This window comes from Sphingomonas mangrovi (assembly GCF_047975845.1).
GTDB lineage: Bacteria > Pseudomonadota > Alphaproteobacteria > Sphingomonadales > Sphingomonadaceae > Sphingomonas.
The window spans coordinates 65,249-80,333 of sequence record NZ_JBIUCZ010000011.1 but is presented as its reverse complement, the minus strand read 5'-3'; the positions used below and the strand labels follow the sequence as shown (position 1 = coordinate 80,333).

The 15,085-nt window shown below is 69.9% G+C and carries 17 protein-coding genes; 15 read left to right on the top strand and 2 right to left on the bottom strand.

The genetic code is table 11. The features are described 5' to 3' along the window. Positions 1-143 precede the first annotated feature (143 nt). The 14 genes from ACBY01_RS07750 to ACBY01_RS07685 all read left to right on the top strand — a co-directional run bounded on the left by ACBY01_RS07750 (position 144) and on the right by ACBY01_RS07685 (position 12,399). Positions 144-926, top strand: a complete 783-nt coding sequence (locus ACBY01_RS07750) for an aspartyl/asparaginyl beta-hydroxylase domain-containing protein (protein ID WP_416460231.1) — start codon at positions 144-146, stop codon at positions 924-926. A 31-nt stretch (positions 927-957) separates the two neighbouring features. Continuing rightward, complete coding sequence (locus ACBY01_RS07745) at positions 958-1,530, top strand: NifU family protein (RefSeq protein ID WP_416460230.1); 573 nt, start codon at positions 958-960, stop codon at positions 1,528-1,530. Then, positions 1,530-2,120, top strand: coding sequence for a malonic semialdehyde reductase (locus ACBY01_RS07740; RefSeq protein WP_416460229.1), 591 nt, complete (start codon positions 1,530-1,532; stop codon positions 2,118-2,120). The genes ACBY01_RS07745 and ACBY01_RS07740 overlap by 1 nt, the downstream gene beginning before the upstream one ends. Before the next feature lie 5 nt (positions 2,121-2,125). Next, positions 2,126-2,746: a tRNA (adenosine(37)-N6)-threonylcarbamoyltransferase complex dimerization subunit type 1 TsaB gene (gene tsaB / locus ACBY01_RS07735; RefSeq protein WP_416460228.1), complete on the top strand. Its 621-nt coding sequence runs from the start codon at positions 2,126-2,128 to the stop codon at positions 2,744-2,746. After that, positions 2,743-3,225 carry a GNAT family N-acetyltransferase gene (locus ACBY01_RS07730; protein WP_416460227.1) on the top strand — a complete coding sequence of 161 codons (483 nt, stop codon included), beginning with the start codon at positions 2,743-2,745 and terminating at the stop codon, positions 3,223-3,225. Before tsaB ends, ACBY01_RS07730 begins: the two co-directional genes overlap by 4 nt. Positions 3,226-3,344: 119 nt before the next feature. Next, positions 3,345-3,755: a Ros/MucR family transcriptional regulator gene (locus tag ACBY01_RS07725; protein WP_416460226.1), complete on the top strand. Its 411-nt coding sequence runs from the start codon at positions 3,345-3,347 to the stop codon at positions 3,753-3,755. Between the two features lie 180 nt (positions 3,756-3,935). Next, a complete protein-coding gene (locus ACBY01_RS07720; RefSeq protein WP_229364049.1) occupies positions 3,936-4,358 on the top strand; it encodes a Fur family transcriptional regulator in 423 nt (140 codons plus the stop codon). 4 nt (positions 4,359-4,362) lie between these two features. Further along, positions 4,363-5,112, top strand: coding sequence for a lysophospholipid acyltransferase family protein (locus ACBY01_RS07715; RefSeq protein WP_416460225.1), 750 nt, complete (start codon positions 4,363-4,365; stop codon positions 5,110-5,112). Positions 5,113-5,122: 10 nt separating this feature from the next. Then, positions 5,123-6,445 (top strand): tRNA (N6-isopentenyl adenosine(37)-C2)-methylthiotransferase MiaB, encoded by a 1,323-nt coding sequence (gene miaB, locus ACBY01_RS07710; protein WP_416460224.1) that lies wholly within the window; start codon positions 5,123-5,125, stop codon positions 6,443-6,445. Between the two features lie 211 nt (positions 6,446-6,656). Next, on the top strand, positions 6,657-7,664 hold the full coding sequence (locus tag ACBY01_RS07705) for a PhoH family protein (RefSeq protein ID WP_416460223.1): 1,008 nt from the start codon (positions 6,657-6,659) through the stop codon (positions 7,662-7,664). A gap of 54 nt (positions 7,665-7,718) precedes the next feature. Then, positions 7,719-8,231: an rRNA maturation RNase YbeY gene (ybeY, locus tag ACBY01_RS07700; protein ID WP_416460222.1), complete on the top strand. Its 513-nt coding sequence runs from the start codon at positions 7,719-7,721 to the stop codon at positions 8,229-8,231. 10 nt (positions 8,232-8,241) lie between these two features. Further along, positions 8,242-9,165, top strand: a complete 924-nt coding sequence (locus tag ACBY01_RS07695; RefSeq protein ID WP_416460221.1) for a hemolysin family protein — start codon at positions 8,242-8,244, stop codon at positions 9,163-9,165. A gap of 214 nt (positions 9,166-9,379) precedes the next feature. Then, positions 9,380-10,909 (top strand): catalase, encoded by a 1,530-nt coding sequence (locus tag ACBY01_RS07690; RefSeq protein ID WP_416460220.1) that lies wholly within the window; start codon positions 9,380-9,382, stop codon positions 10,907-10,909. Between the two features lie 158 nt (positions 10,910-11,067). After that, positions 11,068-12,399: a PQQ-dependent sugar dehydrogenase gene (locus ACBY01_RS07685; protein WP_416460219.1), complete on the top strand. Its 1,332-nt coding sequence runs from the start codon at positions 11,068-11,070 to the stop codon at positions 12,397-12,399. 168 nt (positions 12,400-12,567) lie between these two features. Here ACBY01_RS07685 and ACBY01_RS07680 read toward each other — a convergent pair whose 3' ends face one another. Further along, positions 12,568-13,008: a hypothetical protein gene (locus tag ACBY01_RS07680; protein ID WP_416460218.1), complete on the bottom strand. Its 441-nt coding sequence runs from the start codon at positions 13,006-13,008 to the stop codon at positions 12,568-12,570. Between the two features lie 59 nt (positions 13,009-13,067). Further along, on the bottom strand, positions 13,068-13,370 hold the full coding sequence (locus ACBY01_RS07675) for a polyhydroxyalkanoic acid system family protein (protein WP_416460217.1): 303 nt from the start codon (positions 13,368-13,370) through the stop codon (positions 13,068-13,070). Between the two features lie 137 nt (positions 13,371-13,507). On the opposite strand from ACBY01_RS07675, the gene lnt reads away from it, so the two are divergent. After that, the gene (gene lnt / locus ACBY01_RS07670) at positions 13,508-15,046 is read left to right on the top strand and encodes an apolipoprotein N-acyltransferase (protein WP_416460216.1); all 1,539 of its coding nucleotides are present in this window, start codon (positions 13,508-13,510) and stop codon (positions 15,044-15,046) included. Positions 15,047-15,085 lie beyond the last annotated feature (39 nt).

Genomic DNA, 15,085 nt, shown 5'->3' with positions numbered 1-15,085 from the left:
CTTTTGCGGGCACTGCCAGCGCGCCCGCACGGCCGGCGATCGGAAAAGGCCGGAAAACCGGCGGACACGATCTTCCACGCCACCGCCACCTTTTCGCCTTTTGTGCAGCGCAGCCTCCGAAGCATCAGGGGGAAGCGATGCACGTGAGACCGACCGCAATCCGGCGACGCGGGACGATGCCCGAAGCGCAGCACGCGCTGGTGGTGCGTGCCGGCAAGCGGCTGCGCCGGTGGTTCGATCCGCTGATCCGCGCCTCTTCGCTGGTGTCGACCGCGCCGGTGCTCGACGTACGCGCCTTCCCGTGGACACGCGCGCTGCGTGACCAGTGGCAGGCGATCCGCGACGAGGCGATGCGCGTCGCCGTTCCCGAGGGCGCGGCCCCGCCGCTCGCCGCGATTGCGCCCGATCCGTGCACCCTCGCCGCGGTCGATCGCTGGCGGTCGTTCGTCCTGTGCGGCTACGGCTATGATATCGACGACAATCTCGCGCGCTGCCCCGAAACCGCCGCGGCGCTGCGCGGCGTGCCCGGCCTCACCAACGCCATGTTCTCGATCCTCGCACCCGGCAGCCACATCCCGGCGCATCGCGGCGTGACCAAGGGGCTGATTACCTGCCACCTGGCGCTGGTCGTGCCGCGCGACGGGGACGTCCGCATGCGGCTCGGCAACCGGATGCTGCGCTGGGCAGAGGGCGAGACGCTGGTGTTCGACGACACCTATGCGCACGAGGTGTGGAACGACACGGGCGGCACCCGCGTGGTGCTGCTGCTCCAGTTCAAGCGGCCGCTGCGCCAGCCGGGCCGCTGGCTCGCCGACCTGCTGCTCGACCTCGTGCGCCGTTCGGCGTTCGTGCAGGAGGCGCGCCGCAACCTGCTCGCCTGGCATCGCACGGCATCCTCTGGCGGTTCGTTTCGCCCCTCGGCTTGATCCCGCCCCCCCGGCACGCCAAATGGCGGCCATGCTGATCGAGACCGAACCCACGCCCAATCCCGCGACCCTGAAGTTCCTTCCGGGGCGGACCGTGATGGAAACCGGCACGCGCGACTTCGCGAGCCCGGAAGAGGCCGAGGCGTCGCCGCTCGCCGAGGCGGTCTTCGCGCTGGGCGACGTGACGGGCGTGTTCTTCGGCCGCGACTTCGTCTCGGTCACCGCCGCGCCGGGCGTCGAATGGGCCGGCCTCAAGCCCGACGTGCTGGCGATCCTGCTCGATCATTTCGCCGCGGCGATGCCGCTGTTCCGCCAGGCGAGCGCGGACTTCTCGGTCCCGCCGGCCGAACCCGACGTGGTCGACGACCCTGCCGACGCCGACATCGTCGCGCAGATCCGCGAGCTGATCGAGACGCGCGTGCGCCCCGCGGTCGCCAACGACGGCGGCGACATCGTCTATCGCGGCTTCGACAAGGGCAAGGTCTACCTCCAGATGCAGGGCGCCTGCTCGGGCTGCCCGTCGTCGAGCGCGACGCTGAAGAACGGCATCGAACAGCTGCTCAAATACTACGTCCCCGAGGTCACCGAAGTGCGGGCGGTCTGATGGCGATGGTCGACGACGCCGCGCTCGACACGCTGTTCCGCACCGCGCGCAGCCACACGCATTTCACCGACCAGCCCGTCACCCGCGACGAGCTGGAGGCGATCTGGGAGCTGGTGAAGATGGGGCCGACCTCGGCCAACCAGCTTCCCGGCCGCTTCGTCTGGTGCGTGTCGGCGGACTCGCGCGAGCGGCTCGCCGCCTGCTGCAGCGACAGCAACGCCGACAAGGTGCGCAACGCCCCGGTCGCGGTGATCGTCGGCATGGACACCGAGTTTCACGAGCATCTGCCGGAGTTCTTCCCGCACGCCGACGCCAAGTCGTGGTTCGACGGCAACGCCGAGCTGCGCCAGGTCTCGGCGATGCGCAACGCGACGCTGCAGGGCGCCTATCTGATCGTCGCCGCGCGCGCCGTCGGGCTCGACATCGGGCCGATGTCGGGCTTCGACGCCGGCGCGGTCGACAAGGCGTTCTTCCGCGAGACGCCGGCGGTGCGCACCAACTTCATCGCGGTGCTCGGCCACGGCGACCCGAGCCGGCTGCATCCGCGGCTGCCGCGCCCAGCGTTCGACCGCTTCAACAAGATCGCCTGATCCGCTTGCGCACGCTGGTCATCGAAACCGCGACCGCCGCCTGCTCGGTCGCGCTGCTGGAGGACGCCGCGGTCCTCGACTCCCGCCACGTCGTGGTCGGCCGCGGCCATGCCGAGCGGCTGGTGCCGATGATCGCCGAGCTCCCCGGCCACGGCCGCGCCGACCGCATCCTCGTCGATTGCGGCCCCGGCAGCTTCACCGGAGTCCGGGTCGGGCTGGCGGCGGCGCGGGGTCTTGCGATCGGCTGGGGCGTCGAGGTGCTCGGCTTCTCGTCGCTCGCGCTGGTCGCGGCCGGTGCGTTCGCGCGCGCGTCGTCGACGGACACGCTCGCCGTCGTCCTGGAGGGCGGGCATGGCGAGCTGTTCGTCCAGGAATTCGCGACCGATCCGCTACGCGAGACCGGATCCTTCGCCTCGCTCCGCCCCGAAGCGGCGCGCGAGCGGCTGGGCGACCTGCCGGTGGTGGGCAACGGCGTGCACCGGCTGCTGGCGATCGACCCCGCCATCGCCGCGAGCGAGGCGCTGCCCGACGCGCGCGACGCGCTGCTGCTCCCTGCGGCACTCGCCACGCTGGCGCCGCGCCCGATCTACGGCCGCGCCCCCGACGCCAAGCCGCCGCAGCCATGAGCCGCAGCGCCGGTCCCGTCACGCTGCGCAGCGGCTCGCCGCGCGATCTCGACGCGGTTTCGACGGTGATGCGCGAGGCGTTCGACGCGCGCTTCGGCGAGGGCTGGACGCCGTCGCAATGCCTGGGGATGCTGGCGCTGCCGGGCGTGTGGCTGACGCTTGCCGAGCAGGACAGGCGCATCGCCGGCTTCTCGCTGTCCCGCTCGGTCGCCGACGAGGCCGAACTGCTGCTGATCGCCACCCGGCCGACGGCGCAGCAGGCGGGCATTGGCGGGATGCTGCTGCGGTCGGTGGTGGAGGAAGCGCGACGGCGCGACGTCGCCCACTTGCATCTGGAGGTCCGCGCAGGCAATGGAGCGGTACGGCTCTACGTCCGCGAAGGTTTCGCCAAGGTCGGCGAACGCCCGCGCTACTATCGCGGCCCTACGGGCGAGGTGTTCGACGCCCACAGCTACGCACGCAATCTTTCGTCGCTCTAGACGAAACAATTTGTTGCGAAAAAAGGCGATGGTTAACCGTTGCGATTTCGGCACTGGCGGTGAATAGGCGCAGGCAGGAGCGGCGGCGTTTTGCCGTTCTTGTGTCGAAAGGGTAGTCCATGGAAGTCCAGCAGCCGCAGACCGATACGCTGATCGCGTACACGGCGGATATCGTCGCGGCCCATGTCAGCAACAACAGCGTGTCGCTCGACGACCTGCCGTCGCTGATCCAGAATGTTCACGGTGCGCTCACCACCCTCGGCGGCGCCGGCGCCGAGCCCGAGGTGAAGCAGGAGCCGGCGGTGCCGATCCGCTCCTCGGTGAAGCCCGACTTCATCGTCTGCCTGGAAGACGGCAAGAAGCTCAAGATGCTCAAGCGGCACCTGATGACCCACTATCAGATGACCCCGGAGCAGTACCGCGCCAAGTGGGGCCTGCCGCTGGACTATCCGATGGTCGCGCCCAACTATGCCGAGCAGCGCCGCAGCCTCGCCAAGGCGATTGGCCTGGGCACCAACCGCAAGCGCTGATCGCGCGCGTTTCGGGAGGGGACGGCGACGCCCTCTCCCGGCACGGCACCCGTCGCTGCCGCTCGATCGCACCAGCGTTCGCGCCGCCCCCGATCGAGCGGCGGGCCGGCGGCCAAGCCTGCTTCCCGAAGCCGCCGCCATCCGCTAGATAGCGGGCTGCACTGAAGGAACGGAGAAGGAATGCCGCGCAGGATCGACCTCGAGGCGCTGTGTCAGGAAAAGGGGCTGCGCATCACCGAGCAGCGCCGCGTCATCGCGCGCGTGCTGTCGGAGGCGGAGGACCATCCGGACGTCGAGAAAGTCTATGAGCGTGCCTCGGCGATCGACCCGGGCATCTCGATCGCGACCGTCTATCGCACGGTCCGGCTGTTCGAGGAGGCGGGCATTCTCGACCGCCACGATTTCGGCGACGGCCGCGCCCGCTACGAGCCCTCGCCCGAGGCGCATCACGACCATCTGATCGACGTCGAGACCGGCAAGGTGATCGAGTTCGTCGATCCCGAGCTCGAGCTGCTCCAGAAGCAGATCGCCGAGCGGCTGGGCTTCCGCCTGGTCGACCATCGCATGGAACTCTACGGCGTCAGCCTCGACCGCAAGGGCTGATCGCGTGCCCGGCCCGGCCGGGTACGTCCGGCTCGTTACGCGCACCGCGGCGATCCTCGCCTGGCTGCTCGTGGCGCTGGCGCTGCACGGGAGCTGGCGGCTGTTCCGCCGCCCTTCCCCCTGGCCGCCCCGCTTCCTGGGCGGGGTCGCCCGCCTTGCCGGCGTTCGATCCCGTGTCGCCGGCACACCGCTGCGGCACAACGTGCTGCTGCTCGCCAACCACCAGAGCTGGCTCGACATCCTCGCCATCGCCGGCGCGAGCGGCAGCAGCTTCGTCGCCAAGGGCGAGCTCGCCGATGTGCCGCTGGTCGGCTGGCTGTGCCGGCTCAACGATACGCTGTTCGTCGCGCGCGGGGATCGGCTCGGGGTCGCCGCCCAGGTCGCGACCTTGCGTGCAGCGCTGGGCGGTCGGCCGGTCACGATCTTCCCCGAAGGCACCACCGGCGACGGCACCACGCTGCTGCCGTTCAAGGCATCGCTGCTCGCGGTCACCGACCCGCCTCCGCCGGGCCTGCGAATCCAGCCCGTCGTGCTCGACTATGGCCCGGCCACCCCGGACGTCGGCTGGATCGGCGGCGAGACCGGCGTCCGCAACGCGACCCGCCTCCTCGCCCGCCGCGGCACCATCCCCCTGACGATCCGCTTCCTCGACCCGTTCGACCCCGCCGGCATGGGCCGCAAACAGGTCGCCGCCGAAACACGGCAGCGGATCGAAGCGGCCCAAGCTGGCAGCTGCGATCAAGCTGGCGTATAGGACCGCCGCCATGACCACGCCCCCGAAAAGCTTTCACGTCAAATCCTTCGGCTGCCAGATGAACGTCTACGACGGCGAGCGCATGGCCGAGCTGATGACGGCGCAGGGGATGACGGCGACGGCCGATCCGGCAGCAGCCGATCTGGTGGTGCTCAACACCTGCCACATCCGCGAAAAGGCGACGGAAAAGGTCTATTCGGACATCGGCCGGCTGCGCAAAGGCGGCCGCGACCCGATGATCGCGGTGGCCGGCTGCGTCGCGCAAGCCGAGGGCGAGGAGATCGTCCGCCGCGCCAAGGTCGACGTTGTGGTCGGCCCGCAGGCCTATCACAACCTGCCCGAGCTGGTCCGCACGGCGGCCGCGGGCACGGCGTCGCTCGACACCGACATGCCGGCGCTCAGCAAGTTCGGCGCGCTGCCCAAGCGCCGCAACACCGGCCCCAGCGCCTTCCTCACTGTGCAGGAGGGCTGCGACAAGTTCTGCACCTATTGCGTCGTGCCCTATACCCGCGGCGCGGAAGTGAGCCGCCCCTGGGCTGCGCTGATCGACGAAGCGCGCGCGCTGGTGGATGCCGGCGCGCGCGAGATCACCCTGCTCGGCCAGAACGTCAACGCTTGGACAGGCGTGGACGAGGCGGGACGCACGCAGGGGCTCGACGGCCTGATCCGCGCGCTCGACCGGCTGCCGGGTCTCGCCCGCATCCGCTACACCACCAGCCACCCCAACGACATGACCCAGGGGCTGATCGACGCCCACGGCGACGTCGAGACGCTGATGCCCTATCTCCACCTGCCGGTGCAGTCGGGCAGCGACCGGGTGCTGAAGGCGATGAACCGCAGCCACAGCCGCGACAGCTATCTGCGGCTGCTCGACCGGGTGCGCGCGGCGCGCCCCGACATCGCGCTGTCGGGCGACTTCATCGTCGGCTTCCCCGGCGAGACCGACGCAGAGTTCGCCGATACGCTGCGGCTGGTCGATGCGGTCGGCTATGCGCAGGCGTTCAGCTTCAAATACAGCCCGCGCCCCGGCACCCCGGCCGCCGATTATGCCGGTGCGGTGTCCGCGGAGGTGATGGACGACCGGCTGCAACAGCTGCAGGCGGCGCTGCTGCGCGACCAGCAGGCGTTCAACGCCGCCAGCGTCGGCCGCGCGACCGCGATCCTGATCGAGCGGCGCGGCAAGCTGCCCGGACAGATGCTCGGCAAGTCGCCGTGGCTGCAGTCGGTCCACCTGCTCACCGACGCGCAGATCGGCGACCTGATCGAGGTCGACCTAGTCGCCGCGGGCCCGGTGTCGCTGTCCGGCGTCGAGCGAGTCGCCGCCGCCGCCTGAACGGCGAGGCGTCGCGCGGCGCTGGCGCTTCAGCGCCGCACCCCCATATTCCCCCTGTCGCCGCGACGCGGGCTCTGCCACATTCGGCGAGCATGCAGTCCGGCCGTCCGTTCCGCCCCTCCGCAACCAAGCGCCGGCCGCGCACGTTCTTGGGCGTCGACGCCCGCCTGGGCGTTGTTTCGCCCCGCTGCTCTTCCCACGAAAGGATCGCATGAGTCGCAAGCCCGTTCCCGCCCGCTCCGGCGATCGCAGCCGGGTCGAAGTCAGCTTCGACAAGCCGCAGATGCTGCCCCGGCTGTTCGGCGAGTTCGACAGCAACCTGCTCGCGCTCGAGGAGCGGCTGGGAGTCTACATCACCGCGCGCGGTGACCGGGTCGGGATCGAGGGTTCGGCCGAGGCGGTCGCGCACGCGCGCGAGGTGCTGCAGGAGCTCCACCATCGCATCCTGCGCGGCGAGGACGTCGACACCGGCCTGATCGAGGCGGTGATCGCGATGGCCGACCAGCCGACGCTCGACGGCATCGTCCGCGCCGACGGCGGCAGCGGCAATGCCCCGCCGTCGATCATGATCCGGACGCGAAAGAAGACGATCGTGCCGCGCACGGTGGCGCAGGCAGCGTACATGCGCCAGCTCGTCTCCAGCGACATCATCTTCGCGCTCGGGCCGGCGGGCACCGGCAAGACCTATGTCGCGGTCGCGCAGGCGGTCGCGCAGCTCATTACCGGATCGGTGCAGCGGCTGATCCTGTCGCGCCCGGCGGTCGAGGCCGGCGAGCGGCTGGGCTTCCTGCCCGGCGACATGAAGGAGAAGGTCGATCCCTATCTCCGTCCGCTCTACGACGCACTCTACGACTGCCTGCCGGCCGAACAGGTCGAGCGGCGGATCAGCTCGGGCGAGATCGAGATCGCGCCGATCGCGTTCATGCGCGGCCGCACCCTCGCCGACGCCTTCGTGATCCTCGACGAGGCGCAGAACACCACGCCCGCGCAGATGAAGATGTTCCTCACACGCTTCGGCCAGAACAGCCGGATGGTGGTGTGCGGCGATCCCAACCAGACCGACCTTCCCGGCGGCGTCTCCGCCTCGGGCCTCGCCGATGCGACCGCGCGGCTGGAGGGGGTGGAGGGGATCGCCTTCGCCCGCTTCGGTGCCGCCGACGTGGTCCGCCACCCGATCGTCGGGCGGATCGTCGAAGCCTATGAGGGGAAGGACGCTTGACCGGGTGCCAGGCTCGGCTACGCGCCACCGTGTCCGCCAACGGGAAGACCAGCGATGCTTGACATAGCCGTACAGCGCGAGGGCGACTGGCCCGAAGATCTCGACTGGGAGACGCTCGCCGGCCGCGCGGCCGCCGCGGCGTTCGCGCGCACGCCCTATGCCGGCTGGGCGACGTCGCCCGCCGCGGTCGAGGTGGCGATCCGCCTCACCTCTGACGACGAGGTGCACGGGCTCAATCGCCAGTATCGCGGCAAGGACAAGCCGACCAACGTCCTGTCCTTCCCGATGGTGCAGCCCGACCTGCTCGAGACGGTGACGCAGAATTCCGACGACGGCGAGGTGCTGCTCGGCGACATCGTCCTCGCCCACGGCGTGTGCGTCGCCGAGGCAGCCGAGCGCGACATTCCGGTGGCCGACCACGCCACCCATCTGATTGTCCACGGTTGCCTGCACCTGCTAGGCTACGACCATCAGGACGATGCCGAGGCGGAGGCGATGGAAGACATCGAACGCACCGCGCTCAAGCAGCTCGGCCTGCACGACCCCTATCTCATTCGCGAGGATTGACGAGACTTCGATGGCTGAAGGTTCCAGTAGCGCCGCCCCGGGGGGCGACAGTAGCCAGGCCACCAACGAGGGCGGCATATGGCGGGGCATCCGCGCCCTGCTGTTCGGCGAGGAACACAACGACACGCTGCGCGGGCGGATCGAGGAAGTCATCACCGATCATGAGGCGGAGGAAGCGCGGCCGGTGGCCGGCGACCTCTCCCCGATCGAGCGGCAGATGGTCCGCAACATCCTCCATTTCGGCGAGCGCGACGCCGGCGACATGGGCGTGCCGCGCGCCGACATCGTCGCGGTCGAGGAATCGACGCCCTTCTCCGAACTGGTCGGCATCTTCGCCGAGGCGGGGCACAGCCGCCTGCCGGTCTATCGCGAGCGGCTCGACCACGTCATCGGCATGATCCACGTGAAGGACGTGTTCGCGATCCTGGCGCGCGACGCGGCGCCGCCGGAAAGCATCACCGCGCTGCTGCGCCAGCCGCTCTACGTGCCGCAGTCGATGGGGACGCTCGACCTGCTCGCGCAGATGCGCGCGAGCCGCACCCATCTGGCGGTGGTGCTCGACGAATATTCGGGCACCGACGGGCTCATCACCATCGAGGACCTGATCGAGGAGATCGTCGGCGAGATCGAGGACGAGCACGACGAGGCGCCGACCGAGTTGATGGTGCCGATCGACGGCGGCGGCTGGGATGCGGACGCCCGCGCCGAGCTGGAAGACGCCGCCGAGCTGATCGACCCGCGGCTGGGCGAGGTCGAGGAGGACGTCGAGACGCTGGGCGGCCTCGCCTTCGTGCTCGCGGGCCATGTCCCCAAGCCCGGCGAGCGGCTCGAGCATTCGAGCGGCTGGACGCTGGAGATCGTCGACGCCGACGATCGCCGCGTGACGCGCCTGCGGCTCCACCCGCCGGCTGCGGAGGCGGTGGCGGACGAATAACCCCTTTCCAGTGCTCCTGCGCAGGCAGGAGCCCAGAGCCACACAGGACGCCGCGCGTAACCCTGGGCTCCTGCCTCCGCAGGAGCACGGGTCTTAAGGGGGCGTGCCGAGGCTACGTGATCGCCGTTCTCGATCACCCTAGCCACTTCTATGCGTTTGTCTCACTCGATCGGATGCGGCACCACGGTGTCCAACGCGATCAGGGAGATACGTCATGGCCGATGCCGAACAGAAGCGTCCGACGCTCACCACCTCCGCGGGTGCGCCGGTCGGCGACAACCAGCATTCGATCACGGTCGGACGGCGCGGTCCGCTGCTGCTGCAGGACTATCAGCTGATCGAGAAGCTGACCCACCAGAACCGCGAGCGCATTCCCGAGCGCGTCGTCCATGCCAAGGGTTGGGGTGCGTTCGGCACCTTCACCGTGACCGGCGACATCACGAAATACACCAACGCCAAGATCTTTTCGGCGATCGGCAAGCAGACCGATCTGCTGCTGCGCTTCTCGACCGTCGCGGGCGAGCAGGGCGCCGCCGATGCCGAGCGCGACGTGCGCGGCTTCAGCCTGAAGTTCTACACCGAGGAGGGCAACTGGGACCTCGTCGGCAACAACACGCCGGTGTTCTTCGTGCGCGATCCGCGCAAGTTCCCCGACTTCATCCGTACGCAGAAGCGCCATCCGCGCACCAACATGCGGTCGCCGACGGCGATGTGGGACTTCTGGAGCCTCGAGCCCCAGTCGATGCACCAGATCATGATCCTGTTCTCCGACCGCGGCCTGCCGGTCGGGCCGCAGTATATGAACGGCTATGGCAGCCACACCTACTCGTTCTGGAACGACGCGGGCGAGCGCTACTACGTCAAGTTCCACTTCAAGACGCAGCAGGGCCACCGCCACTACACCAACGAGGAGGCCGGCGAGGTCATCGGCAAGAGCCGCGAATCCTATCAGGAGGAGCTCTACGGCACGATTCACCGCGGCGACTTCCCGAAGTGGAAGATGTTCGTCCAGGTGATGCCGGAATCGGCGATCGGCGACCATTGGTACAACCCGTTCGACCTGACCAAAGTCTGGCCGCATGGCGACTATCCGCTGATCGAGGTCGGCGAGTTCGAGCTGAACCGCAACCCGGACAATTATTTCGCGCAGGTCGAGCAGGCGGCGTTCAGCCCGTCCAACGTCGTGCGCGGGATCAGCTTCTCGCCCGACAAGATGCTGCAGGCGCGGATCTTCTCCTACGCCGACGCGCACCGCCACCGGCTCGGCACGCATTACGAGGCGCTGCCGGTCAACCAGCCGAAGTGCCCCGTCCATACCTATCACAAGGACGGGATGATGCGGTTCATGGAGGACAAGAACGACTGGCCCGACGCCTATTACGAGCCCAACTCGTTCGGCGGCCCGGTCGAGGATCCGCGCTACAAGGAGCCGCCGCTGCACGTCGAGGGCGAGGCCTGGCACTGGGACCACAGCGAAGGCAACGACGACTTCCGTCAGCCGCGCGACCTGTGGAACCTGTTCGACGAGGGCCAGAAGGACCGCACCGCCGGAAACTTCGCCGCAGCGATGCACGGCATCCCGCAGTTCATCATCGACCGGCAGATGGGCCATTTCGAGCAGGTCGACCCGAAGCTGGCCGAGCGCATCCGCGACAAGCTGGCGCACCTGAGCAAGGACCAGGAGAAGCAGGAGACGCAAAAGGACATGGACCGCATGGCGCTGGCCGACGCCGCCGCGAAGTAGGTCCGCACCGACACCGGGGCGGTTCCCCCATTCCCACCGCCCCGGCCGCGCTGCCGCCGATTGGTGCACCAGCGTAGCCCGCGCCGCCGACGGACCTCCCATCCGTCGGCGGCGCTTTTTCTTTTGGCGGCACGGCGACGCGCGCCTAGGCTGGGGCGATGCGCAAACACCTGCTCCGCTTCGCGGCCATTCTCCTCGTCCTGCTGATCGCGGTCGGCTGGTGGCTGTTCCGCCCGGATCGCGCCCAGCTGCCGGTGGACGCCGTCACCGGCGCGCAGCCGCAGCTGAGCCGTCCGCGTGCCGAGACCATCCCCACCGTCCGGATCGCCAAGCCGGTCGGCTGGAGCGGAAATGCGATGCCGACCCCTGCGGCGGGACTGCGCGTCCAGCCGTTCGCGCGCGATCTCGACCATCCGCGCTGGCTCTATCGCCTCGCCAACGGCGACGTGCTGGTGGCGGAGAGCAACTCGCCGCCGCGCGAGGGTGGCGGGATCAAGGGCTGGTTCATGAAGGTCTTCATGGGCCGCGCCGGCGCCGGCGTGCCGTCCGCCAACCGCATCACCCTGCTGCGCGATGCGGACGGCGACGGCGTCGCCGAGCAGCGCTCGCCGCTCCTCACCGGACTCAACTCGCCGTTCGGCATGGCGGTGGTCGGCGACTGGCTCTACGTCGCCAACACCGACGCGCTGGTGCGCTTCCCCTTCCGCGTCGGCCAGACCCGCATCACCGCCGCTGCGGAAAAGGTCGTCGACCTGCCGGGCGGCGGCAACCACTGGGCCCGCAACGTCGTCGTCAATCCCGATAGCCCGACGCTGTTCGTGAGCGTCGGCTCCGCCTCCAACATCGCCGAGAACGGGCTGGAGGTCGAAAAGAACCGCGCGACGATCCTGGAAGTCGATCCGCGGGTGAAGAAGTTCCGCATCTATGCCAGCGGCCTGCGCAACCCCAACGGCATGGCGTTCGAGCCGCACACGGGCGCGCTGTGGACCGTCGTCAACGAGCGCGACATGATCGGCTCCGACATGCCGCCCGACTATATGACGCGGGTCGAGTTCGCCGGCTTCTACGGCTGGCCCTGGCACTACTGGGGCGGCTATGTCGACGAGCGCGTCCAGCCGCAGCGGCCGGACCTGCGCGAATATACCGCCCGCCCCGACTATGCGCTGGGCGCGCACACCGCCTCGCTCGGCCTGACCTTCGCGGGCGACGCGACGCTGGGGGACCGCTTCGCGAGCGGCGCCTTCATCGGCCAGCACGGATCGTGGAACCGGGTGCCGCCGTCGGGGTACAAGGTCGTGTTCGTGCCGTTCGCCGCCAACGGCTTCCCGGTAAAGGGCGCCAAGCCCGTCGACGTGCTCACCGGCTTCCTCGACGAGGACGGCGATGCGCGCGGGCGGCCGGTGGGGGTCATCACCGACCGCAGCGGCGGGCTGCTGGTCGCCGACGACGTCGGCAACGTGATCTGGCGGGTGAGCGCCGCGGCCAAGTAGCGCGCGCGAGGACTAGAGTCCCGCAGCGCACCGCCTGTGACCCTGGGCCCCTGCCTGCGCAGGGGCACAAAGGCTGCAGAAAAGCGGGACGCCGTGCTCCTGCGCAGGCAGGAGCCCAGGGCCACGCCGTACGCCGCCCGCGACCCGGTCCCCGCCCGCGCGGGGCCGTTACTGGACCTTCGGCAGCGTCAGCAGCTGTTCGCGCGTCAGGTTCTGCGCGCGCAGGTGCCAGTGGTCGCCGACCGCAACCGGCTCCAGCCCGGTGAGCGGCAGCAGCACCTCGCGATCGGGCTCGGCCTCGATCTCGACGACCAGCCCGTTGACGTTCTTCTGCGCGTCGGTGGTCACCCGCTCCACTTCGCCCAGCTTGGCGTTGGCGCCGTCGAGCAGGTCGGCGTCCTGGAGCTGCTGGGTCGTGAGGCCGAAGGCGGTGCCGACCCCCGTCGCGGTGGGAATGGTGGGCGCGCTGCCGATCGGAGGGGCCTCGACCACGCCGTTGTCGGTGATGCGCGTGCCGACCGGCAGCTGCGCGTCCTTCTTCTCGGGCGCCTCGTCCGAGCAGGCAGCGAGCGCCGATGCCGCGAACAAGACGAAGATCGGTGCTTTCATGGCCAGTCCCTCCTATCCTTGCACAACCGAAACGAGGCCGTCCCGGTTCCCCGTCGCGCTCATCGCAGCAGCGACGGTCCGTCCTTCTGCAGCTTGGCGCGGATCTTGTCGGCGAACAGCCCCAGGAACGGCGGCAGATCGACCACCGCATGGACGCGGTCGTCGAACAGCTCCAGTCGGCTGGCCACCCGCTGCCCCATCGCCGAGACGGTGAACGACAGCGTGTCGCCCTCCCAATGATGTTCGGTGACGCTGCCGCCGGGGAACAGGTCGGCGAGCTTGCCGATCCCGCCCTCGATCCGGGCACGCACCGCCTCGCGGCCGAGCTTGTGGGGAATGTCGACGGAGACGGGTTCGGCCACTTGAAGGTCCTTCGGTCTGGGAACAGCCGCTAACGCCCCAAAGCCGCACCGGGTTCAAGAGGGCACGCTGCCGCCGCCCGACCGCCCGACCGCCGAAGCGCTTGCCCGGATCGCCAAAGCCGACGATAGCGCGGCGCGTGCGTGCTTCCCCTGCCCTGCTCGTCCTTCTCGCCGGCGTGGTCTCCGCGCTCGGCTTCGCGCCGCTGCAGGCGTGGCCGCTGACGCTCGCCGCCTTCGCGCTGTGGCTGCACTGCGTCCACACCGCGCCCAGCCTGAAGGCGGCGCTGTGGCGGTCGTGGCTGTTCGGGGTCGCGCATTTCACCATCGGCAACAACTGGATCCAGCACGCCTTCGACTTCCAGGACCGAATGCCGCCGGTGCTCGGCTATTTCGCGGTGGTCGGCCTCGCACTCTATCTCGCGGTCTATCCGATGCTCGCCGGCGGGCTGGCGTGGCGACTCGGCCGCGGCGGGCGGGCACCCGACGCCGGCTTCGCCCTTACCGCCGGCGCGGCGTGGATCGTCACCGAATGGCTGCGCGCGGTGGTGTTCACGGGCTATGCGTGGAACCCGATCGGCGTGATCTGGGTGCCGGTGCCCGGGATCGCGCATCTCGCGGCGTGGATCGGCACCTATGCGCTGTCGGGGCTGACCGTCGCGGCGGCGGGCGCGCTGCTCGCCGCGCTGCACCGCCGCTGGATGCTTCCGGCCGGCATGGCGGCGGCGGGGCTGGCGCTCGCGATCGGTTGGCCGCTGCTCCACGCGCCCGGCCCGACGCCCCCCGCCGATGCCCCGCGCGTCCGCGTCGTCCAGCCCAACATCGGCCAGGATCATGTCGCCGACGACGGCTATGCCGCGGAGGTGTTCGACCGGCAGCTGCGGCTGAGCGGCCGGCCCGGGCCCGCGCCGCGGCTGGTGGTGTGGCCGGAAGGGACGCTCAACTACTATATCGAGGACGGCTATCCGCTCGCCTGGTACGACGCCAATCCGGCGCTGGTCCGCGCGCAGGTCGCGGCCCTGCTCGGTCCGCGTGACGCCGCGCTGGTCGGCGGCACGGCGCTATTCTTCGACCGTCAGGGCCAGGTCGCCTCGGCCGGCAATTCGGTGTTCGCGATCCTGCCCGACGGGCATCTGGGCGGCCGCTACGACAAGGCGCATCTGGTGCCGTACGGCGAGTATCTGCCGATGCGCACGCTGCTCCAGCCGCTCGGCCTGTCGCGGCTGGTGATGGGCGACATCGACTTCGCGCCCGGCCCCGGCCCCCGCGCGGTACCGGTGCCCGGCTTCGGCGCGATCGGCATGCAGGTCTGCTACGAGATCATCTTCTCGGGCCAGGTGGTCGACCGCGCGCATCGCCCGCGGCTGTTGTTCAACCCGTCCAACGACGCCTGGTTCGGCGCCTGGGGCCCGCCGCAGCATCTGGCGCAGGCGCGGATGCGCGCGATCGAGGAGGGGCTGCCGATCCTGCGCTCCACCCCCACCGGCATTTCGGCGATCATCGACGCCGACGGACGGCTGCTCGCCACCGTGCCCCGCGGCAAGGCGGGCGCGATCGAGCTGCCGCTGCCACCCGCGCACGCGCCCACGCTGTTCGCCCGCTTCGGCAATGCGATCGCCGCCGTCGTGGCGCTTTTCCTGGCCCTCACCGCCGTTGCCATCCGCCGGCGCAGCCGCTAGGGCCCGATATAAGGAAAGCTTTATATCCGGCATGGCAAC